The 26,311-nt window shown below is 68.5% G+C and carries 27 protein-coding genes; 13 read left to right on the forward strand and 14 right to left on the reverse strand.

The window, feature by feature from the left end; all coding sequences use genetic code 11:
- Positions 1–30: 30 nt before the first annotated feature.
- A complete protein-coding gene (locus D571_RS0101705) occupies positions 31–843 on the reverse strand; it encodes a creatininase family protein (protein WP_018934951.1) in 813 nt (270 codons plus the stop codon).
- Complete coding sequence (locus D571_RS0101710) at positions 830–1,633, reverse strand: FkbM family methyltransferase (RefSeq protein ID WP_026287499.1); 804 nt, start codon at positions 1,631–1,633, stop codon at positions 830–832. Before D571_RS0101710 ends, D571_RS0101705 begins: the two co-directional genes overlap by 14 nt.
- A 294-nt stretch (positions 1,634–1,927) precedes the next feature.
- On the opposite strand from D571_RS0101710, the gene D571_RS0101715 reads away from it, so the two are divergent.
- Positions 1,928–2,992 (forward strand): ChaN family lipoprotein, encoded by a 1,065-nt coding sequence (locus D571_RS0101715; RefSeq protein WP_026287500.1) that lies wholly within the window; start codon positions 1,928–1,930, stop codon positions 2,990–2,992.
- Positions 2,992–5,073, forward strand: a complete 2,082-nt coding sequence (locus tag D571_RS0101720; RefSeq protein ID WP_018934954.1) for a M1 family metallopeptidase — start codon at positions 2,992–2,994, stop codon at positions 5,071–5,073. Before D571_RS0101715 ends, D571_RS0101720 begins: the two co-directional genes overlap by 1 nt.
- Before the next feature lie 27 nt (positions 5,074–5,100).
- Here the strand turns inward: D571_RS0101720 and D571_RS0101725 are convergent, their stop codons facing one another.
- Positions 5,101–5,805: an SDR family NAD(P)-dependent oxidoreductase gene (locus tag D571_RS0101725; protein ID WP_018934955.1), complete on the reverse strand. Its 705-nt coding sequence runs from the start codon at positions 5,803–5,805 to the stop codon at positions 5,101–5,103.
- 106 nt (positions 5,806–5,911) lie between these two features.
- Between D571_RS0101725 and D571_RS0101730 the strand changes: the two genes are divergently transcribed.
- The 4 genes from D571_RS0101730 to D571_RS0101745 are packed head-to-tail and all read left to right on the forward strand — an operon-like array spanning position 5,912 to position 9,512.
- Positions 5,912–7,429, forward strand: a complete 1,518-nt coding sequence (locus D571_RS0101730; RefSeq protein ID WP_018934956.1) for a DUF1538 domain-containing protein — start codon at positions 5,912–5,914, stop codon at positions 7,427–7,429.
- Positions 7,426–7,773, forward strand: a complete 348-nt coding sequence (locus D571_RS0101735; RefSeq protein WP_018934957.1) for a hypothetical protein — start codon at positions 7,426–7,428, stop codon at positions 7,771–7,773. The genes D571_RS0101730 and D571_RS0101735 overlap by 4 nt, the downstream gene beginning before the upstream one ends.
- Positions 7,774–7,800: 27 nt before the next feature.
- Positions 7,801–8,193, forward strand: a complete 393-nt coding sequence (locus tag D571_RS0101740; RefSeq protein ID WP_018934958.1) for a CBS domain-containing protein — start codon at positions 7,801–7,803, stop codon at positions 8,191–8,193.
- Between the two features lie 50 nt (positions 8,194–8,243).
- The gene (locus D571_RS0101745; protein WP_018934959.1) at positions 8,244–9,512 is read left to right on the forward strand and encodes a diguanylate cyclase; all 1,269 of its coding nucleotides are present in this window, start codon (positions 8,244–8,246) and stop codon (positions 9,510–9,512) included.
- A 21-nt stretch (positions 9,513–9,533) separates the two neighbouring features.
- Here D571_RS0101745 and D571_RS0101750 read toward each other — a convergent pair whose 3' ends face one another.
- Positions 9,534–10,295: a class I SAM-dependent methyltransferase gene (locus D571_RS0101750; RefSeq protein WP_020610687.1), complete on the reverse strand. Its 762-nt coding sequence runs from the start codon at positions 10,293–10,295 to the stop codon at positions 9,534–9,536.
- A gap of 175 nt (positions 10,296–10,470) precedes the next feature.
- Here D571_RS0101750 and D571_RS0101755 point away from each other — a divergent pair, with 175 nt between their 5' ends.
- Complete coding sequence (locus D571_RS0101755; protein ID WP_018934960.1) at positions 10,471–11,832, forward strand: phosphomannomutase/phosphoglucomutase; 1,362 nt, start codon at positions 10,471–10,473, stop codon at positions 11,830–11,832.
- 322 nt (positions 11,833–12,154) lie between these two features.
- Here D571_RS0101755 and D571_RS13995 read toward each other — a convergent pair whose 3' ends face one another.
- Both D571_RS13995 and D571_RS0101765 read right to left on the reverse strand, forming a co-directional pair.
- Positions 12,155–12,577, reverse strand: a complete 423-nt coding sequence (locus D571_RS13995) for a pilin (RefSeq protein WP_026287503.1) — start codon at positions 12,575–12,577, stop codon at positions 12,155–12,157.
- Positions 12,578–12,788: 211 nt separating this feature from the next.
- Positions 12,789–13,223, reverse strand: coding sequence for a pilin (locus tag D571_RS0101765; RefSeq protein WP_018934961.1), 435 nt, complete (start codon positions 13,221–13,223; stop codon positions 12,789–12,791).
- A gap of 566 nt (positions 13,224–13,789) precedes the next feature.
- Here D571_RS0101765 and D571_RS0101770 point away from each other — a divergent pair.
- The 5 genes from D571_RS0101770 to D571_RS0101790 all read left to right on the forward strand — a co-directional run bounded on the left by D571_RS0101770 (position 13,790) and on the right by D571_RS0101790 (position 19,402).
- Positions 13,790–14,449 carry a TIGR02281 family clan AA aspartic protease gene (locus D571_RS0101770; protein WP_018934962.1) on the forward strand — a complete coding sequence of 220 codons (660 nt, stop codon included), beginning with the start codon at positions 13,790–13,792 and terminating at the stop codon, positions 14,447–14,449.
- Between the two features lie 121 nt (positions 14,450–14,570).
- Positions 14,571–16,286, forward strand: a complete 1,716-nt coding sequence (locus D571_RS0101775) for a bifunctional sulfate adenylyltransferase/adenylylsulfate kinase (RefSeq protein WP_018934963.1) — start codon at positions 14,571–14,573, stop codon at positions 16,284–16,286.
- A 90-nt stretch (positions 16,287–16,376) separates the two neighbouring features.
- A complete protein-coding gene (serS, locus tag D571_RS0101780) occupies positions 16,377–17,666 on the forward strand; it encodes a serine--tRNA ligase (RefSeq protein ID WP_018934964.1) in 1,290 nt (429 codons plus the stop codon).
- 241 nt (positions 17,667–17,907) lie between these two features.
- Positions 17,908–18,921: a thioredoxin fold domain-containing protein gene (locus D571_RS0101785; protein ID WP_018934965.1), complete on the forward strand. Its 1,014-nt coding sequence runs from the start codon at positions 17,908–17,910 to the stop codon at positions 18,919–18,921.
- Between the two features lie 13 nt (positions 18,922–18,934).
- Positions 18,935–19,402: a hypothetical protein gene (locus tag D571_RS0101790; RefSeq protein WP_018934966.1), complete on the forward strand. Its 468-nt coding sequence runs from the start codon at positions 18,935–18,937 to the stop codon at positions 19,400–19,402.
- A gap of 18 nt (positions 19,403–19,420) precedes the next feature.
- Here the strand turns inward: D571_RS0101790 and cyaY are convergent, their stop codons facing one another.
- The 3 genes from cyaY to D571_RS0101805 all read right to left on the reverse strand — a co-directional run bounded on the left by cyaY (position 19,421) and on the right by D571_RS0101805 (position 20,538).
- Entirely contained in the window at positions 19,421–19,744 is a 324-nt protein-coding gene (gene cyaY / locus D571_RS0101795) for an iron donor protein CyaY (protein WP_018934967.1), read from the reverse strand.
- 66 nt (positions 19,745–19,810) lie between these two features.
- Positions 19,811–20,185: a DUF423 domain-containing protein gene (locus D571_RS0101800; protein WP_018934968.1), complete on the reverse strand. Its 375-nt coding sequence runs from the start codon at positions 20,183–20,185 to the stop codon at positions 19,811–19,813.
- Positions 20,186–20,190: 5 nt separating this feature from the next.
- Entirely contained in the window at positions 20,191–20,538 is a 348-nt protein-coding gene (locus D571_RS0101805) for a hypothetical protein (RefSeq protein WP_018934969.1), read from the reverse strand.
- Positions 20,539–20,603: 65 nt separating this feature from the next.
- Between D571_RS0101805 and D571_RS0101810 the strand changes: the two genes are divergently transcribed.
- Positions 20,604–21,179 carry a ubiquinol-cytochrome c reductase iron-sulfur subunit gene (locus tag D571_RS0101810; protein ID WP_026287505.1) on the forward strand — a complete coding sequence of 192 codons (576 nt, stop codon included), beginning with the start codon at positions 20,604–20,606 and terminating at the stop codon, positions 21,177–21,179.
- Positions 21,180–21,223: 44 nt separating this feature from the next.
- Here the strand turns inward: D571_RS0101810 and D571_RS0101815 are convergent, their stop codons facing one another.
- The 5 genes from D571_RS0101815 to D571_RS0101835 form a co-directional block, all read right to left on the reverse strand.
- The gene (locus D571_RS0101815) at positions 21,224–22,045 is read right to left on the reverse strand and encodes a class I SAM-dependent methyltransferase (RefSeq protein WP_018934971.1); all 822 of its coding nucleotides are present in this window, start codon (positions 22,043–22,045) and stop codon (positions 21,224–21,226) included.
- A gap of 14 nt (positions 22,046–22,059) precedes the next feature.
- Positions 22,060–22,299, reverse strand: coding sequence for a SlyX family protein (locus tag D571_RS0101820; protein WP_018934972.1), 240 nt, complete (start codon positions 22,297–22,299; stop codon positions 22,060–22,062).
- Between the two features lie 19 nt (positions 22,300–22,318).
- Complete coding sequence (locus D571_RS0101825; RefSeq protein ID WP_018934973.1) at positions 22,319–23,320, reverse strand: D-2-hydroxyacid dehydrogenase; 1,002 nt, start codon at positions 23,318–23,320, stop codon at positions 22,319–22,321.
- A gap of 123 nt (positions 23,321–23,443) precedes the next feature.
- Entirely contained in the window at positions 23,444–24,133 is a 690-nt protein-coding gene (locus D571_RS0101830) for a Bax inhibitor-1/YccA family protein (RefSeq protein ID WP_018934974.1), read from the reverse strand.
- Positions 24,134–24,203: 70 nt separating this feature from the next.
- Complete coding sequence (locus tag D571_RS0101835; protein WP_026287507.1) at positions 24,204–26,306, reverse strand: SulP family inorganic anion transporter; 2,103 nt, start codon at positions 26,304–26,306, stop codon at positions 24,204–24,206.
- Between the last annotated feature and the right edge of the window lie 5 nt (positions 26,307–26,311).

Genomic DNA, 26,311 nt, shown 5'->3' on the forward strand with positions numbered 1-26,311 from the left:
CGTCGACTTCGGCAGGTCGATTGCCCCGGTTCAGGCGAGGCGGTCCAGGGGAAACGCACGGGCATCACGCAATGTGGACGCGAGAAAGGCGGCGTAGTGTTCGACCAGCCGGCGTCCCTGATCGGCGGTGGCGGCCCGCGCATCCCCGGTGGAGCCCGCGGAGTTGAGATCCCCGGCCAGCCACGCAAAGCCCGCCGGGCCCTCCGGGCGCAGCACCTCCAGTGTGGCCTCCATTTCCTCGCCCAGCGAAGCCGCGTGGCGGGCCTCGGCGTCGCGCACCTGCTGCGGGGCCAGGTACTGCATCATCGCGGTCTCGATCTGGCCGCCATGCAGGCCGTGGCGTTGTTCGGCGGCCGGGATGCCGGCCTGCGCCGGCGGGTCCTGGAGAAAGTAATGATGGCGCACAACCAGCATGCGGTGGCGCTGGCGCAGTTCGAGTGCGGCAGTGTCGGCCACCGCGCGGTTACCCCCGTGGCTGTTGTGCAGCACCAGGCGGCGCACGCCCGCACCGGCCACGGCATGGCCGGTTTCCATCAGTACGCGGAGGGCGGTCTCCGGCGTCAGGCTCAGGGTGCCGGCGAAGCGGGCATGTTCGGGGCTCGCGAGGATCGTCAGCGGCGGCAGCACGAGCAGCGGGAAGTCCTCGGGCAGCCGGTCCGCGGCGGCCTGCAGCAGGCCCTCGCCGATGCGCAGATCGGTGTCCAGCGGCAAGTGCGGCCCGTGCTGCTCGATGGCCGCCAGCGGCAGTACCGCCACCGGGTCGCGGCCGGCCAGATCGGCGGCCTCGGTGTGGGTGAGGTCCTGCCAGCGGGGCAGGGCGCGGGCTGCGTCAGCGCCGGGCATCGGGCAGGCGGGCGTAGAGGTCGCCCGATCCGTAATCGGAGGCGTGGGCCTCCAGCCACATCCGTACCCGCCGGCGGTCCTGCCAGCGCGCAAAGCGGTACTCGCGCTGTTCACCGGAGATCACGTTGAACTCGTAGTCGCCCAGCTCCGCCAGGCGATCCATCCCGGCGATCGCGATATCCAGCGCCCCGGCCACGAACTCCAGCGACACCGCCGGGATCGGCCGCGACAGCCCGGACAGCACCTCGAGTTCAAAGCCTTCGGCGTCGATCTTGCAGAAGGCCGGCAGGCCGTACTCGGCGATCAGGTCGTCCAGGGTGATCACCGGCACCTCGACCCGGTCCTCCCAGCGCACGTGGCGAAAGCCGTCGTTGCGCCGCGGCAGCTCGTCGGTCCAGCGCGGCGACAGCGTGGAGACCGTGGGCGTGCGGTGGCTGATGTGCAGGGTGGCGGTGCCGGGCTGAGCACCCACCGCCTCGCCGCGCACGGTGACGTTGCGCAGCCGGCCGGTACTGCGTTCCAGCCAGCGGCGCAGCACCGGCTGGGGTTCCACCGCGATCACCCGGCCGCCCAGCCGTGCGAATGCGCGCGTGCGATCGCCCATGTGGGCACCGATGTCGAACACCAGGTCGTCGCGGCCGATGAACGGGCGGTACAGCTGCCGCAGGGCCCGCTGGCGCCCGGGGCGCCGGTAGATCACCAGCGAGCGCAGCAGTCCCAGGGTGGCGCTCAGGCGCTCGCGCGCCCCGGCAGGTGATGCGTCGGAGGGGGGTGGCGTTGCTTGCGACATGCCATAAGCTTAGGGAAACGCCGACCAGTGTGCACGTTCGAGAATGTGCGCGCCGCGATGCGGCCGGGAACACCCGTGCCGTGGCCCGGTCCGAATCTGCATCCCGCCTCCGAAAGGAGAAGACCGATGTCCGTTGTCCCGCGTCACGCCCCGCGCGTGCCCTGCATTCGCCCGTCCGGTTCCCTGCGCCGGATCGCGCGTGCGATCCTGACCGTTTCCCTGTTTGCGACCGCCGGCCCGGCCGCCGCTGATTGCGTGCAGCCCGGACAGTGGGCCACGCCGGAGGGCGGGGACGTGGATGCCGCGGCGCTGTTCGCCGAACTGGCCGGCGCCGATGCGGTGCTGCTGGGCGAGACCCACAACCGCATGGACCACCATCGCTGGCAGGTCGGCACCCTGGCCGCGCTGCACGGCCAGCGCCCGGACATGGTGATCGGTCTGGAGATGCTGCCGCGCTCGGCACAGCCGGTGCTGGATGACTGGGTGGCGGGCGAACTGAACGAGGAACAGTTCCTGCAGGAAAGCGACTGGTACGAGCACTGGGGCTTCAACCCGCGGCTGTACTGGCCGATCCTGCACTTCGCGCGGGTGCACGACGTCCCGCTGGTGGCGCTGAACGCCGAGCGCGACCTGGTGCGCCGCCTGGGGCACGAGGGCTGGGAGAGCGTGCCCGCCGACGAGCGCGACGGGGTCTCCGCTCCGGCCGAACCCGCCGAGGCCTATCGCGAATACCTCGAGGAGGTACTGGAGCGTCATCCGGCCGCGCCGGGGGGCAGCGATGCGTTCATCGGCACCCAGCTGGCCTGGGACCGGATGATGGCCGCGGCGATCGCCGACGTGATCGAGGCGGGCGGTGACGAGCCGCCGCTGGTGGTCGGGATCATCGGTTCCGGCCATCTCGAATACGGCCACGGCGTGCCACATCAGCTGGCGGACCTGGGCGTGGACGACACTCCGGTGCTGCTGCCGCGCGAGACCGACGGGGCGTGTACGGGCGACGACCCCGACCTGGCACGTGCGGTGTTCGGGGTGCGTGGCGGCGAGCGTTTTCAGCCGCTGACCCCGATGCTGGGCGTGCAGATGGAGCGCGCGGAGCGCGGCGACGGGGTGGAGATCCGCGGCGTGATGCCCGATTCGGTGGCCGGGGCGGCGGGGATCGAGACCGGAGACCGCCTGGTGGAGGCCGGCGGCCGCGCGGTCGAGGAGCCCGCCGATCTGCAACGCATCGTGCAGGGCGTGACCCCGGGCACCTGGCTGCCGGTGATGCTGGAACGCAACGGGGAGCGCGAGGAGGTGATCGCGCGCTTCCCGTGGCAGGAGAGCCCGGGCGACATGCCGGGCGCGCCGGAGGGACACTGATGCGGCGTCCGATTCAAAGGCGGCGCGTGCCCGCATCGCGCGGCGCGGCGGGCGGCTTCGCCACCCTGCTGATCGTGCCGCTGGCGGGCTGGGCCGCGCCGGCGTTTGCCGATGAACCGGCCGCGCCCGAGCTGGCGATCGACCTGTTCCCCGCCGACCAGCGCCTGGAGGGGCGCCTGAGCCTGCCGGCCACGATGCTCGACGAGGCCGACGGGGTGCTGCGCCTGCGCCTGGCCCCCGGCCTGCGGGTGGACACGGTGGAGCGGGGCGGCCACGCGCTGAACCACGAACGCGACGACGCCGGATACCTGGATGTGGAACTGGGCGTGGATGGCGGGGCCGACGACCCGCCACTGGTCATCGAGTACGGCGCGCGGCTGCCGGCGCCGGAGGATGCCCGTCAGGGGAACGGCTTTCTCGGCGAGGGCGGCGGGTTCCTCCCGGCCGGCGGGGACTGGTACCCGCGGCAGCCGGAAGCCGAGCCGGCACCGGTGCGCCTGGAAGTACGGGTGGCGGACGGGCACCGGGTCGTGGCTTCGGGCTCGTGGCGCTCCTCGGACGCAGACGATGACGGCATGCGCCGCACGGTGTTCGATCACCCGGGCGGGCGCGCGCTGGCGCTGGCCAGCGGTCCCTGGGAGAAGGGACGCAGCGAGACCGCCGATGGCGTGGCGGTGCGCACCCTGTTCCCGGCGGAGCTGGAGGGCGCGTTCGGCGCGACCTACCGCGAGAAGACGGTGGAATACCTCGAGCGCTTCAGCGACCTGCTCGGGCCGTATGCCTTCGACAGCTTCACCGTGGCGGCCAGCCCCGCGCCGGTGGGGCTGGCCTTCTCCGGGTTCACCCTGCTGGGTGAACGGGTCATCCCGCTGCCGTTCATCCCGCACACCTCGCTGGGCCACGAGGTCCTGCACAACTGGTGGGGCACCGGGGTGTACGCGGATCGCCGCCAGGGCAACTGGACCGAGGGCCTGACCACCTTCATGGCCGACTACCGGTTCGCCGAAGAACGCGGCGAGGCGCGCGAGGAGCGGGGCCAGTGGCTGCGTGACTACGCCGCCCTGCCGGAAGACGAGGACTACCCGCATGGCGAGTTCGTCGGCGGCAATGCCGGGGCCGACCGCATCGCCGGGTATCACCGCGGGGCGATGCTGTGGCGGATGCTGGAGGACCGCATCGGCGAGGAGACGCTCCACGCCGGGCTGGCCGATTTCTACGCCGAATATCGTTATCGGGAAGCCGCCTGGCCGGATCTGATCGCGGCGGTGGACGCGGCGACGGAAGACGATCTGGAACCGTTCTTCGAACAGTGGATCGGGCGGGTCGGTGCGCCGCGCCTGGCGCTGGAGAACCCGGCCGCGCGCGAGGACGCCGACGCCTGGCATGTGACCGCGCGTCTGGCACAGGCCGATGCCGATCATCCCTGGCGGGTGCGCGTGCCGCTGGTGGTCGAGTTCGCGGAGGATGAGGGCCGGGAGACGCACTGGGTGGATCTGGAGGAGGCTGCGACCGATCTGGAGCTGGAATTGGCCACCGACGCGCGGCCGGCGCGTATCGCCGTGGACCCCGACTGGCGGGTATTCCGGCAGCTGGGCGCGGATGAATATCCGCGCATCCTGCGCGAGGCGCAGCTGGATCCCGCGACCCGCGTGATCGCCCCGGACGGCGCCGCACCGGCGGAACTGGCCCCGTGGCTGGGTCGGGTGCCGGAGCCGGCCGAACCGGATCCCGATCCCGATTCTGATTCCGGGGCCGGGACCGATGCCCCGCGGGTGCTGCTGGGTTCGCGCGCGGCCGTCGCGGAATGGCTGGGCGAACGCGGACTGCCAACACGCCCGCAGGAGGCGCATGCGGACACGGACGACCTGCCCGATGCCGAATCCGATGTCGGGGCTCTGGCCTGGACCGTACCGGAGACCGGCATCACCGCGATCGCGGCCGACTCGGCCGGGGAGCGGCGTGCACTGGCGGGCGCGCTGCGACACCGCGCGCAGGAGAGCTACCTGCTGCAGGACGACGGCGAGCCGGTGGCGCGCGGGCTGTGGCCGGTGCCGGGGCCCTGGCGCTCGCTGGCAGACTGAACTCCCCGGCCGCGGGCCCGGGCCCGATCAGTACGGCAGGCGCTGGTGCTCGAAGTCGAACAGCCCGCCCGAATCCTCGGGACCTAGGGTGTCCAGCACCTCCAGCAGCGCGCCGGTCGCGCGTTCCGGCGTCAGCACCTCGGGGGCGCGGGCGCGGTACGGCTCCGATAGCGGGGTTTCCACCGTGCCCGGCTGCAGCGCCGCCACCACCGCGCGGCGGTGGCTGAAGCGCATCTCCAGCGCGGTGGTGCGCACAATCTGGTTGAGCGCGGCCTTGGAGGCGCGATAGCTGAGCCAGCCGCCGGAGTAGTTGTCGGCGATGGAGCCCACGCGCGCCGACAGCGTCGCCAGTACCGCCTTGCGGTCCTTCGGCAGCAGCCCCGCGAAGTGCTTGAAGATCAGCGCCGGGCCGATGGCATTGACCGCGAAGGCCTGCATCATCACCGCCGGATCCAGCTCGCGCAGACGCTTCTCCGGCCGGTGGCCGTCGATGGTGAGCACCCCGGTGGCGTCGATGATCAGGTCCCACTCGGACGCCTGCTCCGCCAGCCACGCGGCCGCGTGGCGGATGCTGTGCTCGTCGGTGAGCTCCAGCGGCGGGTCGGTGGAGCGACCCAGCGCCACGACCTGCGCGCAGTTCGGGTCGTTCTCCAGGTGGGTGACGAAGGCGCGGCCGAGGCCGCCGGTGGCGCCGATCACCACGGCGCGGAAGGGGTGTGCGAGCGAGTCCATGTAGCTGTGACCACAGGCATCGCGATTCGATCCGTTCGCCCTTGCATGGCCTGTACCGGGGGCGGGTCGTGTATGCTCTGCGGCGAGTGCAGACGGGAATGCGCGCATGAACTTCCTCCACACCCTCGGCCACGCCGCCCGCAACCTGGCCCCCATCGTGATCGTGGTCGCGGTGTTCCAGATGTTCGTGCTGCAGTCCGTGCCCGAGGGCGTGCTGTCCATGGCCATCGGTCTGGTGATCGTGGTCTTCGGCGTGGCGCTGTTCCTGCAGGGCCTGGAGATGGGGATCTTCCCCATCGGCAAGAACCTCTCCAACGCGCTGGCGCGGCGCGGCTCGCTGATCCTGCTGATGGCCTTCGGCTTTACCCTGGGCTTTGCCACGGTGATCGCGGAGCCGGCGCTGATCGCGGTGGCGGAACAGGCCGAGGTCATCTCCGAGGGGCACATCCAGGGCTTCATCCTGCGCCTGATCGTGGCGCTGTCGGTGGGTGCGGTGGTGGCGCTGGGCATCCTGCGCACGGTGCTGGGCCACCCGCTGCACTGGTACATCCTCACCGGCTATGTGCTGGTGGTGCTGGTCACCTTCTTCGCGCCCGAGGAGATCGTGGGCCTGGCCTACGACTCCGGCGGCGTCACCACCAACATCGTGACCGTGCCGCTGGTGGCCGCGCTGGGGCTGGGACTGGCCGCATCACTGGCCGGGCGCAACCCGCTGCGCGACGGCTTCGGCCTGGTGGCGCTGGCGGTGATGGTGCCGATGATCACCGTGCAGCTCTACGGGATCGTGGTGTTCGCCGGCGCCGACATCGACGGCCCCGCGCCGGGTGCCGGCGAGGATGCGGCCATGGACGCGGATACCGATCTCCCGGGCACCGACGAGGCCCACTGGCTGCGGGCCATGGGCATGGACCTGCTGCTGATGCTGCGCGACGTCGCGCCCATCATCGGCGTGATCGTGGTGTTCCAGTATTTCGTGCTGCGCAAGCACATCCCGTATCTGCCGCGGGTCATCTTCGGCTTCGCGCTGGTGGTGTTCGGCCTGTATGCCTTCGTGGTCGGGCTCAAGATGGGGCTGTTCCCGATCGGCGAGAGCATGGCGGAGCAGCTGATCGCCAACGACCAGTTCGTGTGGGTGTACCTGTTCGCGTTTGCGATCGGCTTTGCGACCACCATGGCGGAACCCGCGCTGATCGCGATCGGACAGAAGGCGGAGGAGGCGGCCAAGGGCTCGCTCAAGGGCAGCGCGATCCGCATCCTGGTGGCGCTGGGGGTGGCCGTGGGCATCACCATCGGGGTGCACCGCATCCTCAGCGGGGATTCCATCCACCTGTACATCATGGCCGGCTACGTGCTGGTGATCGTGCTGACCATCCTCGCGCCCAAGGACATCGTGGCGCTGGCGTTCGATCTGGGCGGGGTGACCACTTCGGAGGTCACGGTACCGCTGGTCACCGCGCTGGGGATCGGTCTGGCCACGCATCTGGAAGGGCGCAATGTGCTGATCGACGGTTTCGGCCTGATCGCCTTCGCGTCCATCTTCCCCATCGTGACCGTGATGCTCTATGCCATCGTGGTCGATCTTTATGAACGCTTGATCCGCAAGGACAGGAGGGACACGGCATGAGATTCTCGGCCCTGGTGGCGGTGCTGCCCGACGAACTGGAACAGAAGGCCGTGGATGCGGCGCGCGAGGCCGGTGCCGCCGGCGTGACCATCATGGACGCGCGCGGCATCGGCGCGGAGGCGCGCAAGACCTTCCTCGGCATGACCTACGAGGGCAGCCAGTCGGTGCTCCTGTGGATCCTCGAAAAGCGCCTGGCGCTCCGGGTGCTCAAGTCGCTGTTCCGCGAGCTGGGGCTGGACCAGGATCCGCGCGGCGTGGCCTTCATCACCGACATCTCGCATCTGGCGGGCATCGACCGGCGGCAGATCGACCGCTTCGAGGAACAGGTCAAGGACGATATCTGACCCCAACTCCGACCGGAGGGAGACTTCATGCTGGTTCGCGACATCCTGACCGAGAAAGTCATCACCGTGGCCCCGCTGGCCCCGCTGCGCGAGGCCATGCAGCTGATGCGCGACAACGACGTGCGCTCGCTGGTGGTGGACAAGCAGCATCCGCACGATGCTTACGGCATCATCACCTACACCACCATCCTCAAGACCATCGTGGCCGAGGAGGGCGACATCGACCTGGCCAACGTGTATGACGTGGCCGCCAAGCCGGTGATCACCGTGCCCGCGGAGATGGACGTCAAATACGTGGCGCGGCTGATGGTCAACCTCGACGTGCGCCGCCTGGTGGTGCTGGAGGGCAACCGGCTGGAGGGGATCGTCACCACCAGCGACATCGTGGGCTCGATCCTCGGCATGCTGGACGAGGTCTGAACCCCGTGACGTCCTCCGATCTCCCGGATATCCCGCAGGGACTGGCGCGGATGGAACTGCTCGAAGCCGCGATCGAGGACACCGCGCACAGCGTGCTGATCACCGATGCGGACCTCGACGCCGGACCGCGCATCGTCTATGTGAACCGGGGCTTCGAGCAGATGACCGGTTATCGTCGGGACGAGGTCCTGGGACTCACCCCGCGCATCCTGCAGGGGCCGAAGACCTCGCGCGCGGTGCTGGACGACCTGCGGGTGACCCTGGAGCGCGGCGAGGGTTTCGACGCCGAGACCATCAACTACCGCAAGGGCGGCGAGCCCTACAGCGTGCGCTGGCACATCTCGCCGGTGCGGGTGCCGGCAGACAGCCCGAGCATTACCCATTACGTGTCGGTGCAGCGCGACGTGACCGAGGAACGCCGTCGCGAGGCTCAGCTGCGGCTGCTGTCCGCCGCGCTGGAGGCGTCCGGGGACCCGGTGCTGATCACCGATCCCGAGGGCGTGATCGTGTTCGCCAACACCGCCTTCATCGAGCTCAGCGGGTTTGACGCCGAGCACGTGATCGGCGCGACCCCGGCACTGTTCAAGTCCGAGGAGCACGACGACGACTTCTTCGCGGCGATGTGGGAACGGCTGCGCCGGGGCGAAGGCTTCCGCGGCGAGTTCGTGAACCGGCGGCCGGACGGCGAGAAGGTTCACCTGGAACAGACCATCACCCCGGTGCGCGACGACTGTGGCGAGATCACGCATTTCGTGGCCTTCGGCAAGGACGTCACCGAGCGCGTGCAGATGGAGGGCGAGATCCGGCGTCTGGCCGAGACCGACTGGCTGACGGGGCTGGCCAACCGCCTGACCCTGGGCAATCGCCTGGAGGCGGAGATGGACCGCTGCGAACGTTATCAGCGGCCGATGGCCGTGATCATGTTCGACGTCGACCACTTCAAGGCCGTGAACGACCGCTACGGCCACGATACCGGCGACGAGGTGCTCAAGGCAGTGGCCCGCACGGTGAACGCACAGCTGCGCGAACAGGACCTGCTCGGACGCTGGGGCGGGGAGGAATTCCTGATCTTGCTGCCGGAGACCGACGGTGCGGGAGCCGCTGCGGCGGCGGAGAAGCTGCGCCTGGTCATCGCGGAGATGGAGGTGCCGAATGCGCCGAGAGTGACCGCCAGCTTCGGGGTGGCCGAGCGGCAGCCGGGCGACACGCCGCGCGACGTCACGCGGCGTGTCGATCAGGCGATGTATCAGGCCAAGGAGGGCGGGCGCGACCGGGTCGTCCTCCTGGAGGCCGGGCGCCAAAAGCCTGCGCCCCGGTGAGCCGGGGCGCGAGGCCGGGTATCAGGCCTTGCGGCGCAGGACCCAGATCTCCAGCAGCGCCCACTCCTCGCCCGGATAGTTTTCCTGCTCCAGCTCGGACATGCGGCGGTGACGGCTGGCGGTGCTGCCGACGAACTCGAAGCGGTCCAGCAGCATGCGCTTGGTCTCGTCGGCCTTCTCCAGCGCGAAGGGGTTGAGGAAGTTCACCAGCAGGTAGCCCTCGCCCTCGCCGCGGCGGAACGCATCCAGCAGCGACGCGATGGCCGGCGGATCCAGATACACCAGCGACGCGGTAGACAGCAGGATGTCCGCTTCTTCCAGCGACTTCTCGATGGCGTCGCGGGTCTCAGGGGCGGGGTTGTTCAGGTCGGCCGCATGGGTCTCGTCGAACAGGCCGGCGCGCTGACCGTAGGCCAGGGCGTTTTCGGAGATGTCGATGCCGGTGGTGTGCATCGGCAGGCGGCGCGGCTTGCTGATGGTGTTGCAGACCGTTTCCGAAGCCCAGTTCTCGCGGATCTCGTCCACGGTCATGTTGTGCACGGCGGCCATGGTGGTGTTGCCGAAGCAGCAGGCCAGGTCGACGTAGTTGAGGGTGCGGCCCTTGGCGGCCTGCTGCTCCGCCCACGGCAGGATGAGCCGGTCGAAGGTCTGCCGGTTGAAGTCGTCGGAGATGTAATCCAGCGCATCGATGATGCGCTCCTTGAACGGCACCGGCGTCTCGGCGACGTAGATGTCGTCAAAATGCTGTTTCTTCTCCTCGGTCTTCACTTCGGACTGGCTCATCGGGGCAAACCCTCATCATTGGAAAGCCCGATAGTTTCCGGCCAAATCACCCGCACCGTCAAGAAAACAACGCCGCCGCCCGCCCCGCACGGGCCTTCCACCTGACGGCCCCGGGCGGTAGCCTTCGTCAAGCGGCTCGTTGCGGGGGGCGGCGTCGAGTCTGAAAAGGAGAGACATGAACCTGGACTGTTTCAAGGCGTACGACATCCGCGGGCGGGTCCCGTACGAGCTGAACGAGCGGGTGGCGTACACCATCGCGCGGGCCGTGGCCGAGGAACTGGGGCCGCAGATGGCCATTGTCGGTCGCGACGTGCGCCTGACCAGCCCGGCGCTGGCGGCAGCGGTGATCGACGGGCTCTCGGCCGGGGGCTGCGACGTGGCCGACATCGGCCTGTGCGGCACCGAGGAGGTGTACTTCGCCACCGCCTACTACCGCGCCGGGGCGGGGATCATGGTCACCGCCAGCCACAACCCCATGGACTACAACGGGCTCAAGATCGTGCGCGAGGGCGCGCGGCCGGTGAGCGCGGACACCGGGCTGGAGGCGATCCGCTGGCGAGCCGAGAACGGCGGCTTCAGCCCGCGGGTGCGCGGGCGTACCGGCCGCCTGTACCACCGCGAGGCCTACATCCGCCACCTGCTGAGCCTGGTGGACCCCGAGGTGATGCCGCCGCTCAACCTGCTGGTGAACCCCGGCAACGGCGGGGCCGGGCCGGTGCTGGACGAACTGGACGCCCACCTGCCGGTGGAGCTGATCCGCGAGAACGCGGAGCCGGACGGCAACTTCCCCAACGGCATCCCCAACCCCATGCTGGAGGAGAACCGTCGCTACACCGGCGACGCGGTGCTTTCCTTCGGCGGCGATCTCGGCCTGGCCTGGGACGGCGACTTCGACCGCTGCTTCTTCTTCGACTCGCATGGCGAATTCGTCGAAGGCTACTACATGGTCGGCCTGCTGGCCGAGGCCAGCCTGCGCGCCCAGCCGGGCGGCGGGCAGGGGACCCGCGTGGTGCACGATCCGCGCCTGACCTGGAACACCATCGAGATGGTCGAGGGCGCCGGCGGCGTGCCCGTGCAGAGCAAGGCCGGCCACGCGTTCATGAAGGAGACCATGCGCCGCGAGAACGCCGTGTACGGCGGCGAAATGAGCGCCCATCACTTCTTTCGCGACTTCTACTACTGCGACTCCGGCATGCTGCCCTGGCTGCGGGTGGTCGAGCTGATGGGGCGGCGCGAGCAGTCCCTGCGCGAGATGGTGCGTGAACGCATGGAGCGCTTCCCCTGCAGCGGCGAGATCAACTTCCGCGTGGACAACATGATGGACGTCATCCACCGCGTGATGGTCGCCACCGACGCACAGTCCGGCCACATCGACCGCACTGACGGCATCAGCGTCGAATTCCCCGAATGGCGCTACAACCTGCGCGGTTCCAACACCGAACCCCTTCTGCGGCTCAATGTCGAGACCCGCGGCGACCGCCACCTGCTGCACCGTCAGGTCGAACACATCTCCGCCATCATCGAGGGCGGTGAATAATCCGTGGCACCGGATTGGCACACACCCAGCCGTCCCGTGAAAAAACTATGTAGGGGTTATATCTGGTATCTCAATTGGGGCAAAGGGCAAATGATGTTAGGGACACCGGTCGACGCAGGTCTGCTTGAGCGAGGCTTATTGGTCGGATGGCACGGTCGAGCCGTCGCTGGAGGCGGTCGAAGTTCAAACCGAGTATGGGCTTGATCCGTCTGTTGAACGGTGGAGTTGTTGGACCGAATAGCCTTTTTCGATGTAAGAGTCAGGATCTGCCAAGTGAATCCGGGATGAGTGGCGGCCGCCCGACTTGTGTCTTAGCGATGGGCTATTGACACGCTCGAGGAAGATACTGGCCGTCGACTGTGCCATCAGTGCAATCCCAGCCACTTATTTGGGCAGTACCTTCTTTTGGCGAGAGCACGACCGTTTCACCGTCAAGATTCCCTGATCCGAAGGTGATGGTTATGATTCCCCCGGCGTCGAGCTCGACCTGATCCACGTAGCGCCCTTCCAGGGTTCCATCGTAGATCGTGGAAATCTCGCCTCCCTCTGGATAGGACTGATTTTCGTTATAGAACGCCGCTATAGAAGAGCGCAAGTCAGCGGATACGGTGATCGCCTCGGAGGCTTGGGCGCGAGTCGTGTAGTTCTGATAGGCAGGTAATGCGATAGCCGCAAGAATCCCAATGATCGCGACTACGATCATGAGTTCGATTAGAGTGAAACCTGGCTGTTTCTTGTAGCTCATTGTATGCACCGTTTTGAAATGATTGTTCGAGCGTGAATTAGCGCACAAGATTACAAGTCAGGCTGCAGGTGAAGTGTCGAGCGACCGAAATGCCTTTGGATGGTTATCCGGCTAACAGAGTACTCGAGTCTTTCTTGGAAAGGCTGCGAAAACCATGGGATTTTGAATGAAAGCCCCCGGCACAAGGCCAGGGGCAGAGGGGCAGGTTCAATTATTGGCAAGCGCGAGGGAGGAGGTTTTCAGACGGTCCCTCGCAATCCCAGCCCGTGATCTGACGGCCGTCGACAACGGGAGTAAGAATCAGGTCGTCTTCATCAGAGAGGGCTCCGGAGTCGAAAGGAATAGTGATCTCCCCGTCTGAACCCACCGATACGGTGCCGATGTATTGCCCGGAGAGGTCGCCGGCGGTGGTCGAGATCGCGTCGTCGTTCTCTACGTCATCAAGAGAGCCTTCCTGTGAGAAGTAATCGGCGATGTCGGCCCGAAGGCCTGCAGTGGCCGAGAAGCCCTCAGAAGCCTGTGCCCGAGCCGTGTAATCCTGATAAGCCGGCAGCGCGATGGCGGCCAGGATGCCGATGATCGCGACCACGATCATCAGTTCGATCAGTGTGAAGCCCTGCTGGGCGGATTTCCTGATGTTCTGCATGGTGCTACTCCTTGTTTTTTGGAGGGGGATGGAGCCGAAGCTCGGCTGCCAAGAGGGCAGCTGTCCTGGTGGTTGCAAGTGGGGTGCCAAATCCACCGCAAGTCGTGACAAAGAGGCCGAGGAGCCGTGCTTTGGGGGGCTTTCCGGCGGTGTAGGAGGAGTGGCTTTTGGCGTTATGGCGGGCCTTCGCCGCGTGTTGCGGGTGCGGGCGGGCCAGGGATCGGGCGCGTGTTCGTGGGGCTCGGGCTGGTCCCGTGGACTGTTCGCGCCGGTGGCCGAAGTTCCGGAGTGACACTAGGCGTCACTTGGGGTGACCATATTTGTCACCCGGGTGACGCCCTTGGTCAGGGCGTGGTTATGTCCGACTGCAGAGGTCGGATTCGGCTGGGGTGTCGATGCGCGAGTGACCGCTGCGGATACGGGTAGGTGGCGCGGAGCATACGAACCCCTCTGCCATCGGATCCTTGTGGGGGCGGGTGTGCAGGGGAATAATCCGGTTCAAGCGGCGGCGTGCTTGTGGGTGAACGGACTGACACCGGGAAAGGTTGATCGTCGGCAGGTATCCCTTGAAGAAACAAATTATCTACAGCGTGTTTCTGGCGGCCATCTTCGGGTTTCCCGGGGTGGTCTCGGCCGATGTTGAGGTGCATGCCGTATTCGACGGACAGGCGGTGATCTCAGTGGACGGCGAGCGGGCGCTGGTCAACGAGGGCGAGGCCGGGCCGGGCGGGCTGCGGCTGCTGCAGACCGGCAGCGGGCGGGTGCAGGTGGAGCATGAGGGCGAGACACTCTGGCTGGAGCGGGGCGGGGCGGCCGGGAGCCGTACGGCTGGCGGGTCGCGCAGCGGAGAAGAAAGTGCGTCCGGCCCCGGGGTGAGCGTCCATCCCGACTCGCGTGGGCGGCTCACCGCCACGGTGGGTGTGAACGGCCGGGCGATCACCATGGAGGTCGATCGGGAGGCCGAGTCGGTGATGCTGCGCGAGCGCGACGCCGAACGCGCCGGAGTGGATGCCGACGCCGGGAGTACCGTGCACCTGCGGACCGACCGGGGGCGCGTGGACGCGCGCCGGGTCACGCTGGACGAGGTGCGGGTGGGTAGCATCCGCCGCAGTGGCGTGAGCGCGGTGATCGTGCCGGACGATCACATTCCCCGCGCGGTGATGGGGCAGACTTTCCTCGATCGGGTGGAGGTCGAGTCCAGCGGTGATGCGTTGATTCTGCGGTAGGGGCTGTTCGCCTGCGAGCAGGGTCCCACGGGCGGGCTGCGGCGAGACGCAGCCGGACGGAACCGGTACCATCCGTTGCCTGTACGTACCCAATCCCTGATCAATCGGAACGAATGCTGTCATGGAACTGATCGCCCCCTACGGCGGGACGCTTTGCGACCGTTATGTTGATGAAGCCACCGCGCGCGAGCTCAAGGAGCAGGCGCAGGAGATGCCCAGCTGGGATCTGACCGAGCGTCAGATCTGCGATGCGGAACTGCTGCTGAACGGCGGTTTTTCGCCGCTGACGGGCTTCATGCGCCAGGCCGACTACGACGGTGTGCTGGACAACATGCGCCTGGCGGACGGCCAGCTCTGGCCGATGCCGATCACCCTGGATGTGAGCGAGGCGTTCGCCGAGCAGGCGGCGCCGGGCACGCGCATCGCGTTGCGCGATGCCGAGGGCGTGCTGATCGCGGTGATGGACGTGGAGGACCGCTGGACGCCGGACAAGGCGCGCGAGGCGCAGCAGGTGTTCGCCACCACCGACGTCGCGCATCCGGCGGTCAACTATCTGATGAACCGCGCCGGGGCGGTGTACCTGGGGGGCACGCTGCACGGGGTCGAGTCCCCGGTGCATTACGACTTTCGTAACTACCGTTACAGCCCGGCGGAGCTGCGCGAGTACTTCCGCAAGCTGGGCTGGAACCGCATCGTCGCTTTCCAGACCCGCAACCCGATGCACCGCGCCCACGTCGAACTGACCCGGCTGGCCGCCCGCCAGACCGAGGCCAACCTGCTGATCCACCCGGTGGTGGGCATGACCCGGCCCGGCGACGTGGACCACTACGTGCGCGTGCGCTGCTACGAGCACGTGCTGCGCCAGGCGCCGGAGCAGACCACCCAGCTCAGCCTGCTGCCGCTGGCGATGCGCATGGGCGGCCCGCGCGAGGCGCTGTGGCACGCCATCATCCGCCGCAACTACGGCTGCACCCACTTCATCGTAGGCCGCGACCACGCCGGCCCCGGGCCTGGCTCCGACGGCGAGGACTTCTACGGCCCGTACGACGCCCAGGAACTGATCCAGCAGCACGCCGACGAGATCGGCATCGAGATGGTGCCGTTCCAGGCCATGAGCTTCGTCGAGGACCGCGCCGAGTACGTGCCGGCCGACGAGGTGCGCGAGGACGAGGAGACGCTGAACCTCTCCGGCACCGAGTTCCGTCGCCGCCTGCGCGAGGGGCTGGACATCCCCGAGTGGTTCTCCTACCCGGAGGTGGTGGCCGAGCTGCGCCGCAGTTTCCCGCCGCGCCATCAGCAGGGCTTCACGGTGTTCTTCACCGGGCTCTCGGGTTCGGGCAAGTCGACCATCGCCAACGCGTTGCGGGTCAAGCTGATGGAGCTGGGCGGGCGTGCCGTCACGCTGCTGGACGGCGACATCGTGCGCAAGGAGCTTTCCAGCGAGCTGGGCTTCTCGCGCGAGCACCGCGACATCAACGTGCAGCGCATCGGCTTTGTAGCCAGCGAGATCACCAAGAACGGCGGCGTGGCGATCTGCGCGCCCATCGCCCCGTACACCGACATGCGCCGGCGCGTGCGCGAGCGCGTGGAGGACGCGGGCGGGTTCCTGGAGATCCACGTGGCGACCCCGCTGGAGACCTGCGAGCAGCGCGACCGCAAGGGCCTGTACGCCAAGGCGCGCGCCGGCCTGATCAAGGAGTTCACCGGCATCGACGACCCGTACGAAGAGCCGGAGCACCCGGAGCTTCGGATCGACACCCGCGAGATGAGCCCGGACGAGGCGGCCCACCGCATCCTGCTCAAGCTGGAAGGGATGGGGTTCATCCGTAACCCGTAGCCTGCGCACGGCCAATGGGTGTCGGCCTGCACGGGACGGGGCGTTTGGCTTAAACTGCGCGCCTTCCCACTACTGGTCGACGGCTCACCCATGCTGGATATCCGCAGTCTGCGTCAGGATCTGGACGCCACCGAGGCCGCGCTGGCGCGGCGCGGTTTTACCATGGAGCGTGACCGCTTCGAGCAGCTGGAAGCGCGCCGCAAGGAGCTGCAGGTGCGTACCCAGGAGCTGCAGGCGGAGCGCAACACGCGCTCGAAGGCGATCGGGCAGGCGAAATCGCGGGGCGAGGACATCGAGCCGCTGAAGGCCGAGGTCTCGCGCATCGGCGACGAGCTGAAGGGCTGCGAGGACGAACTGGAAGGCATCCAGGCCGATCTGCACGAGCTGCTGCTGCACATCCCCAACCTGCCGCAGGCGGGCGTGCCGGACGGCCTGGACGAGGCCTCCAACGAGGAAGTGCGCCGCTGGGGCGAACCCACGCAGTTCGATTTCGACTGCCGTGACCATATCCAGCTGGGCGAGCCGGGTGCGCGCCTGGATTTCGAAGGCGCTGTCCGGGTGGCCGGGGCGCGCTTTGTGGTGATGCGCGGGGAGATCGCGCGGCTGCACCGCGCGCTGACGCAGTTCATGCTGGACCTGCATACCCGCGAACATGGCTACGAGGAGACCTACGTCCCCTATCTGGCCAACCCCGAGACGCTGGAGGGCACCGGTCAGCTGCCCAAGTTCGACGAGGACCTGTTCTCGGTCGACTGCGAGCAGAAATTCCGGCTGATCCCCACCGCCGAGGTCCCGCTGACCAACCTGGTGCGCGGGCAGATCCTGGAGGCGGAGGAGCTGCCGCTGAAGATGGTGGCGCACACGCCCTGTTTCCGCTCGGAGGCGGGCAGCTACGGCCGCGACGTACGCGGCCTGATCCGCCAGCACCAGTTCGAGAAGGTGGAGCTGGTCCAGGTGGTCCGTCCGGAGGACTCCGACGCGGCGCTGGAAGGGCTGCTGGGCGATGCCGAGAAAGTCCTGCAGGCGCTGGAGATCCCCTACCGGGTGATGCTGCTGTCGGCCGGGGACATGGGCTTCGCCGCCGCGCGTACCTACGATCTGGAGGTCTGGCTGCCGGGCCAGCAGGCGTATCGCGAGATCTCCTCCTGCTCGAACTTCGAGGCGTTCCAGGCGCGGCGCATGCAGGCACGTTACCGCCCGAAGGCGGGCGAGCGCCCGGAGCTGCTGCATACCCTGAACGGTTCCGGCGTGGCGGTGGGTCGCGCGCTGGTGGCGTTGCTGGAGAATCATCAGCAGGCCGATGGTTCCGTGCGCATCCCCGAGCGCCTGCGCCCGTGGCTGGGTGGCACCGAGGTGATCGCCCCCCCGACGACCCCGTAGGCCGCCAGCCCCCTGGCCGAATGTGCGGCCGATTGCGTGGCGTCGGGGGAGTAATCGGGTGCCTCGCAGCGTCCAATGATGTCGAGGGGCCGGAAAATCAGGTGGAGCCCCGCGGCAGGCCGGTCTGCCACGCCTGTCCAGTGACGCAGCGGTCCGCAAGGAGGTTGGCGTGTTGGGGAAAACGGGATCCGGTAGCGACAGGCGTTCGGGGCGGCGGCTTGCGGCGTGGAGCGCCGTGCTCATGCTCGCGCTGGTGTGGTGGGCGGCCGGTTCGCCGGTGCTGGCGGACGAGCCGGTGCCGGAAGCCCGCGAAACCGAGGGCCTGCAGTTCGACGACACCCCGCGCCGGATCGGCCTGGGTACGCCCGACTGGTTCCAGCCGAGCTTTCTCGATCTCGAGGAGGATCTGGAGCTGGCGCGCGAGCGCGGGCGCAAGGGACTGGCGGTGTATTTCGGCATGGATGACTGCCCCTACTGCGAGGCGCTGTTCGAGGAGAACTTCAGTCAGGACGACATCCGTTCCTATCTGTCCGCGCACTTCGACGTGATCGCGATCGACGTGCTGGGGAATCGCGAGGTGACCACCCTGGAGGGTGAGACCCTGGAAGAAAAGGAATGGGCGCGCAGCCTGGGGCTGAACTTCACGCCGTCGCTGGCGTTTTTCGACGTCGATGGCGAGGGCATCCATGCGATGCGCGGCTATTATCCCCCTTACCGCTTTCGCGCCCTGCTGGAGTACGTGATCGACCGGCACGACCGGGAGGAGAGCTTCCGCGAGTACCTGGACCGCGCCGATCCGCCGCCCAAGTTCGATCTCGAGGACATCAACCAGCGGGATTTCTTCGATCCGCCGCCGCACGACCTGGATCGCACCCGGGAGGCGGGCGAGCGGCCCCTGGTGGTGTTCTTCGAGCGCGAGGCCTGCCACGCCTGCGACATCCTGCATTCCGAGCCGCTGCAGAACCGGCAGGTGCTGGAGCAGATCTCGTTGATGGACGCGGTGCAGCTGGACATGGGCGACGACGAGACACCGGTGGTCACCCCCGATGGCCGCGAGACCACGGCAGACCGGTGGTCCCGGGATCTGGACATCCACTGGGCACCCAGTATGGTGTTCTTCGACGAGCAGGGGCAGGAGATCATCCGCCTGGACTCGGTCGCCCATCTCAACCGCGTGCGCAACGTGATGGAATACGTGCTGACTCGCGGCTACGAGGATTTCGACACCTTCGAGCGCTGGCGCGCCCAGCGCTGACTACGGACGCATCATGCACTTCGAGCAGGATTTCATAGGCGAGCACCGCGATGTCTTCGAACGGATCGTGGCCCGCGCGCACAAGGTCGCCGTGGTGATCTTCGTGATCACCTTTCTGGCGTATGGTGTGGCGGCCTGGATGGCGTTCAACGAGCAGCCCTGGGTCGCGCTGATCCTGGCGACGCTGGCGTATCTGTTCTTTCGCCAGTTCCGGCTGGTGTCGCTGGGGCTGGCGCGCACCGGACTGCGCGGCGAGACGGGGACCGCGGAGCCGCTGAAGGCGCTGGATCTGGCGCTGGAGAAAGATGGCGCCCACGCGGTGCTCTCGGAGGTGGAGAATCACCTGCGGGCGATCGACGGGGACGGTGGCAAGCCGGGCGACTCGGGCGGCCCGGGCGAGGAGTCCGCGGGACCGGCCCGCCGCGGTGCGACCGGGGAAACCGGGGAAGGGCCCCGGGGCGGGGACCGGGACGGTTCCTGAGGACGGCGTGCCGTCGGGTCAGAGTTCGATCGACGTGCCCAGCTTGCCGCCCAGCACCCGGGCCAGGGTGGTTTCCAGGGACTCGCCGGTGCGGTCATTCTGCCACTGGCCGGCGGCCTCGTCGTAGCCGAAATGCGCCGGGCCTTCCGGTGAGGACAGCCAGATCTGCTCGGCCGCTTCCTGACGGTTGAGGATTATCTGCGCCCCGTCCTCGAACTCCAGCGTCAGCACGCCGTCGATCAGATCGATGTCGAGATCGGCCAGTTCGGGATGGTCGCTCAGGCGGGCGTGGATGTCGTCCAGGGTCTGTTCGGCGAACACGGCGAAGGATGGCTGGCTCATGGGGTCTCCGGCTGCGGTGGGCGAACGTCTGTGCGGCGGATTATAGGGAGTGCGGGCGCGGCCTGCCTATCCACCCGCGCGCCATGCGGCGATCGCCACGGCGATCCAGCCGAGGATGAACAGGGTACCGCCCACCGGGGCGACGGCACCCAGCACGCGGGGCGCGCCCAGCGCCAGCCCGTACAGGCTGCCGGCGAACAGCAGGATCCCGGCGATGAAGGCGGCCGCGGCGGCGGTGGCCCAGCCGCTGGCCAGCTGGCTCCACAGCGCGGCGATCAGCAGCAGTCCCAGTGCGTGGATGAAATGGTACTGCACGCCGGTGTGCCAGGTGTTGAGGGCACGTTCGGACAGGCGCTGTTCCAGGGCGTGGGCGCCGAAGGCCCCCAGCACCACGGCGATCGCGGCCAGCGCGGCCCCGATGACGATCAGGGTGCGGACCATGGGCGTCAGCCGTTGTCGTCCATGTCGCTGTCGATGTCGCGGCCGGGTACCCAGCCTTGCGCGCGGGCGCGTTCGATCGCTTCGTTGTGGATGCGCTCGTGGCGCTCGCGCAGGTCTTCCGGCAGGGCCGAGGGGCGCAGGCCGTACTCGTCCCACTTGGCGTTGACCTGATTCTGCAGGGCCTGGATCTGGCCGATCTCCCAGCCCTCGCAGGTCTGGTCTTCCGGCAGGATGCCGAACACCCAGGCATCGCGGATGATGTTGCCGATCGGCGTCATGCCGCCGTAGAGGTCGTTGTCGAGACCGACGTAGCGCCGGTCGCTGCGGATGGATTCTCGATTGGAGGTAGGCATGGCGCTAGTGTATGCCCACGGTCCCCGCCCGTGAAGGGGCCGACGGAGGTGAGACGGTGGTCGAGATGCGTGAACCGGACCCGGGCACCGCGCTGCGGCGCCTGCGGTTGCGGGTGCTGCTGAAACTGATGGCGCTCGGCGGCGTGGCCGCACTGGCGCTGGCGTTCTCCGTGCAGTTCGTGTCGCTGCCCGGCGGCTCGGCCCCGCAGCCGCGTACCCTGGATCTGACGGCGATCGAAACCGGCGAGGTGAAGCGGCTGCGCTGGAACGGCCGTCACGTGCTGGTGGTGCATCGCGATGCGAAGCTGCTGGACTCGCTGGATTCGATCGAGGCGGAGGCCCTGCGCGACCCGCGGGCGCGCCGCGGGCGTCAGCCGGAGGGGCTGGCGCTGCCCGAACGCAGTTTCGCGCCGGACTGGCTGGTGGTCTACGGCGAAAGCGCGGATCTGGGCTGCGAGCTGGACCTGGTGCATCCGGATGACGCCGATGGCTGGCCCGGCGGCTTCGAGGATCGCTGTCGCGGCGGACGTTACGACGCCGCCGGGCGGGTGTTCCGCGACCAGCCCGGGGCACGCAACCTGGAGATCCCGGAATACCGCATGCACGGGGATGGGGAGCGCCTGATCCTCGGCGAGTCCTGATGGTTCTTCGGGCGTGGCGGCCGCGCAGGGGACAGAGGGGCGCTTCAGGGGTGCTGATCCTCGGTGTCGCCTTTTGAGCCTTCGGCGTGATCATCGCGTGTGCCGCGATAGAGATCGAAGCGAACGGCGCGGCCTTCGATCGCCGAGACCGGTGTGCCGCCGGGCAGGGGGTTGGCACCGGCGGGGCGCTTGACCACCACGCGGCCGCGCGTGGCGGGGATCAGCGCGACCAACGTAGCGGCCGCGTCATTCTCCTCGGCATCTTCTGCCGGGTCGTCCATCAGCGCCTGCAGGACCTGCATGTCCTTCTTGACCGCGGCATTCTTGCGCCGCTGCGGGAACATCGGGTCGAACACCGCCGCGTCGGCCGGCGCGGGCAGGGCGTCGCCGGTGAACGCCTGCGGGAACAGGTGCACGCGGGCGACGCTGGCGGCCAGCGCCGGATCGCCCGCCTGCGCGGCGCGCTGCAGGGCATCCTCCAGCAGCAGGGCGACCACCGGGTGGCGCTCGAAGGCGCTGACCCGCCATCCCCGCGCGGCCAGCAGCAGGGTGTCGCGTCCCAGTCCGGCGGAGGCATCCACCACGTGCGCATCGTCGCCGATGCGTCCGACCGCGCGCACCAGGGTCTCGTGGCTAGCGCGGGCGTGGCGGTAGCCCTGTCGCCCGCGAACGAAGTCCGGGGTCAGGCGCAGCGGGGTCCTGCCGCCCGGCAGGACCAGTGACAGGCAATCCGCCTCGACTTCCAGAACCAGCACCGCGGGGCCCGCATGCGCATAAGCGGCGGCGTCCAGGCGCTCCTGCAGGGCCCGTGCGCGTTCGCGGGCGCGCGGGTCGTCCTGCGGGACCGGGCGCAGTTCAAGCGGCATCGTGGGTGGCCGCTTCAGTAATGCGGCGGTGGCGGCTCGGGCAGATCCGGCCCACCACCGCTGCCGCCACCGTCGGCGGCCTCGAGCGCCCGCAGGCGGGCGTGGAGCCACTCGATCTGACGGGTCAGGTCGCGGTTCTCCTGCTGCAGTTCGGCCTGCACCCGGGCCTGTTCCTCCTGGGTGAACTCCAGATAGGCGAGGCGTTCTTCGAGCTGCGCGATGCGCTGTTCGGGGGTGAGGTCGCTGGCGGCCATGCGGGCTCCCGGTGCGTGGTCAGTCCACGCGGTTGCGCGGCTCGCCGGCGGCGAAGGCGCGGATGTTGGCGGCAATCTCCTCCAGCACGGCCTGGCGCGCCGAGCGCGCGGCCCAGGCGGTGTGCGGGGTCAGCACCAGGCGCGGCAGGTCGGCGGCGAGCAGGGGATGATCGGACGGCGGCGGTTCGGGCTCGAGCACGTCGATGCCGGCACCCCCGAGGCGCCCTTCGCGCAGGGCCCGGGCCAGGGCCCGTGGCTCCACCAGGCCACCGCGGGCGGTGTTGATCAGCAGGCCGTCGGGCCCCAGGCGGTCCAGGGCGTCTTCGTCGATCAGGTTGCGGGTGGCGTCGGTCAGCGGGCAGTGCAGCGAGATCACGTCGCTGGTCGCCAGCAGCGCCGGCAGGGGGACGCGCCCGTTATCGGCGGCGGGATCCGCGTCGTCGCGCAGGCTGGCGGCGTAGCTCACCTGCATGCCGAAGGCTTCGGCCAGGCGCGCGGTGGCCTGCCCGAGGACGCCGCGCCCGACGATGCCCATGCGCATGCCCGACAGGGTGCGGATCGGGTGGTCGAGCAGGCAGAACTGGTCGGACTCGCTCCAGCGCCCGGCGCGGATGTCGGCACGGTAGTCGTCCAGCCGGGTGACCAGGGTCAGCAGCAACGCCATCACGTGCTGGGCTACCGAGTCGGTGGCGTAGTCGCGCGCGTTGGCCACGGCGATGCCGAGCTCGCGCGCCGCCGCCACGTCGATGTTGTTGAAGCCGGTGGCGGCCGCGCAGATCAGTCGGAGGTGCGGGCTGCGCGTGAGCACCTCGTGGTCGAGGACGACCTTGTTGGTGATGGCGATGTCGGCCCCGCGCAGGCGTTCGATGATGGCCTCGGGGTCGGCCGGCGTGCGCTCGCAGCGCACCCAGCCGGGGACGGCGCCATCCAGCACGGCAAAGTCGAGGTCGTCGCGGTCCACGGTGGCCGCGTCGAGGAAGACGGCGCGGCGGGCGGATGACAGGAGGTCGGGTTCGGCCATGGTGTTCAGTTCGGGTAGCGGGCGGGCCTGGGTCCTGGCGGGCAAGGGGCCCAATGAAAAGGGCCCCGCCGGAGCGGGGCCCGCATGCTGGCGAGACCGGGCAGACCCGGCCCCGGCCGGCCGTTAGTTGTCGCCCATGAACGCCTGGAACAGGTTCAGCATGTGCAGGAACATCACATACAGGTTTGCGTACAGCGACACCGTCATCACCACGTAGTTGGTCTCTTCGTCGTGGATCATGCGGCTGGTGTCGAACAGGATGGCCGCCGACAGCAGCATCACCACGGCCGCGGAGATGGCCAGCGACAGCGCCGGGATCGCCAGGAAGATGTTGGCGACGATCGCCAGCAGGGCCACGATCAGGCCGACCACGATGAAGCCGCCGAGGAAGCTGAAGTCCTTCTTGGTGGCCAGGGCATAGCCGGACAGCGCCACGAAGGCCACGGCGGTGGCGGTGAACGCGTTACCGACGATCTGTGGCCCGTTCGGCAGCCCCAGGTACATGGTCAGGATCGGGCCGAGGAAGAAGCCCAGGATGCCGGTAAAGGCAAACGTCAGCACCAGGCCCCAGACCGAGTTGCGCAGGAAGTGGATGGCGAACGGGCCGCCGATCAGCACGCCCAGCATCACGATCCAGTGGACCGGCGGGGCCCCGATCGCCATGGCGATGAAGGCCGTGACCGCGCTGAAGGCCAGGGTCATCGCCAGCAGGGTGTAGGTCTGGCGAATGACCTTGTTGGTGGAAATGGTCTCGCTGATCGACCCGGTGCTGGACGGGTTGCGTTTCGAGCGGACGATCTGGTCTCTGGACACGGTCGCTACCTCCTGTGGTTCGTAATCCGTTCAGTGTACCGTCGGGCGCCCTCGGATGCAGCTTGCCCGGTCAGCCGCGGCTTTCCTCGCCGGCATCCGCTTCGACCCGGGTTTCGCCCACGCGTTCCCGGCAGACCTCCACCGCGCGGTCGGTGCTGCGGAAGATGTTGTCCTTGCCGATGATCTCGTCGAGGCCGGTACGTTCCATCACCTCCAGCACCTGCGCCTTCACGCCGGCAAACACCAGGGTGACGCCGCGGGCCTTCAGGCGGTGCACCAGCTGGTGCACGGTCTCCTCGCCGGAGGCGTCGATTTCGTTGATGCCCTTGCCGACGATGATGATGTAGCGGGCCTGTGGATGGCTGGCCGCCAGGTCCAGCACCGCGTCCTCGAAATACGGCACGTTGGCGAAGTACAGCGAGCCGTCGAAGCGCATCAGCGCGATCTTCTCCTCGGTCTGCAGGCCGTAGCGCTGCGCCTCGCGCAGCGTGCCGTCCTCGTAGCGCGCCAGTTCGCACACCCGGGGCTGCATCGAGCGGTACAGGTAGAGGATGATCGCCAGCCCGGCGCCGGCCAGGATGCCGTAGTCCAGGTTGGGGGCCATCGCCAGGGTCGCGAGGAAGGTGACGATGGCGGCGATGCCGTCGTGCTTGTTCGCCACCCAGGCGTGCTTGATCGCCTTGAAGTTCACCAGCCCGGCGACGGCCATCATGATGATGGCGGCCAGCACCGACTCCGGCAGGTGGTAGATCAGGGGCGTGAGGAACAGCAGGGCGATGCCAATGAGCACCGCGGTGAAGACCGAAGACAGCCCGGTCCGCGCGCCCGAGTTCAGGTTGACCGCGGAGCGCGAGAACGAGCCCGATACCGGGTAGCCCTGAGTGAAGCCACCGGAGATGTTCGCCAGCCCCTGGCCGATCAGTTCCTTGCTGGGGTCCAGACGCTGCCCGGTGCGCGCGGCCATCGCCTTGGCGATCGCGATGGCTTCGGTGAAGCCCACCAGCGCGATCACGAAGGCGCTGGTCAGCAGCATGGTGATGTTGCCCAGGCTCAGCTCCGGCAGCGAGGGGGTGGGCAGGCCCTGCGGCACGCTGCCGACCACGTTGCCGCCGCCGTCCAGGTGGATGGTGTCGTTGTCGACCCGCTCGATGCGCCAGGCGGTGCGGTCGGCCCGCTCGCGCTCGGCGTCGGTCAGGTGGTCGTCGCGGATATAGCGGGCCGGTTCGTCGTCTTCCCCGCTGACGCGGCGCAGCGTGATGTCGCCGAGCTGCTCGCGCAGTTCGCGCAGTTCGTTGCGTTGTTCATCGCGCTGCAGATCGAGGGTGTCGATCTCGTGGCGCAGGCGTACGGCCTCGGCCCGACCAACCTCGTCGACCTCCGCTTCCAGCTCGCGGATCTGCTGGTCCAGCTCGCTGACCGTCTCCGAACGGGCATCGACCTCCTCGGCGAGGGCGACCACATCGCCCGGCGCCACGTGCTCGCTGGCGACCTCGGCCTTCTGTTCGTACCCCAGGGCCCAGCTCAGGAGGATGGTGATGACCACCGCCGCCAGCACCCCGGGGATCTTCGGAACCACCCGCTTCATCAGCACCATCAGTGCGATCGCGCCGAGCCCGAAGGCGAGGGTCGGCAGGTGGACGTCCCCGATCTGCTGGATCACGCCCCACAGGCCGACCATGAAGTGGCCGCTGGTGTCCACCGGTACGCCCAGCAGCTTGTTCAGCTGCGACAGCGCGATGATGATCGCGGCCGCGTTGGTGAAACCGACAATGACCGGGTGGGAGATGAAGCTGACTACCGTCCCCAGCCGGAACAGGCCCAGCACCAGCTGGATCACCCCGACCAGGAAGGCCAGCGCGATCGCCAGCGCAATGAACTCGGACGAGCCCTCGGCCGCGAGCGGGATCAGGGCCGAGGCCGTGAGCAGCGAGACCACAGCCACCGGGCCGGTGGCCAGCTGGTTCGAGGAGCCCCACAGGGCCGCGATCATCACCGGCAGCAGGGAGGCGTACAGGCCGTAGACCGGCGGCAGGCCCGCGAGCTGGGCATAGGCCATGGACTGCGGGATGAGGACCAGGGCGACCGAGATGCCGGCGATCAGATCCGCGTTGATGCTTTCCTTGGTCGGGCGCCAGCGCAGGAAAGGAAACAGGTTGAGGAGCATCGAGTTCATCGCGG

Origin of the sequence: Thioalkalivibrio sp. ALJ24, from assembly GCF_000377785.1 — a bacterium.
In the GTDB taxonomy this organism is placed as follows: Bacteria; Pseudomonadota; Gammaproteobacteria; order Ectothiorhodospirales; family Ectothiorhodospiraceae; genus Thioalkalivibrio.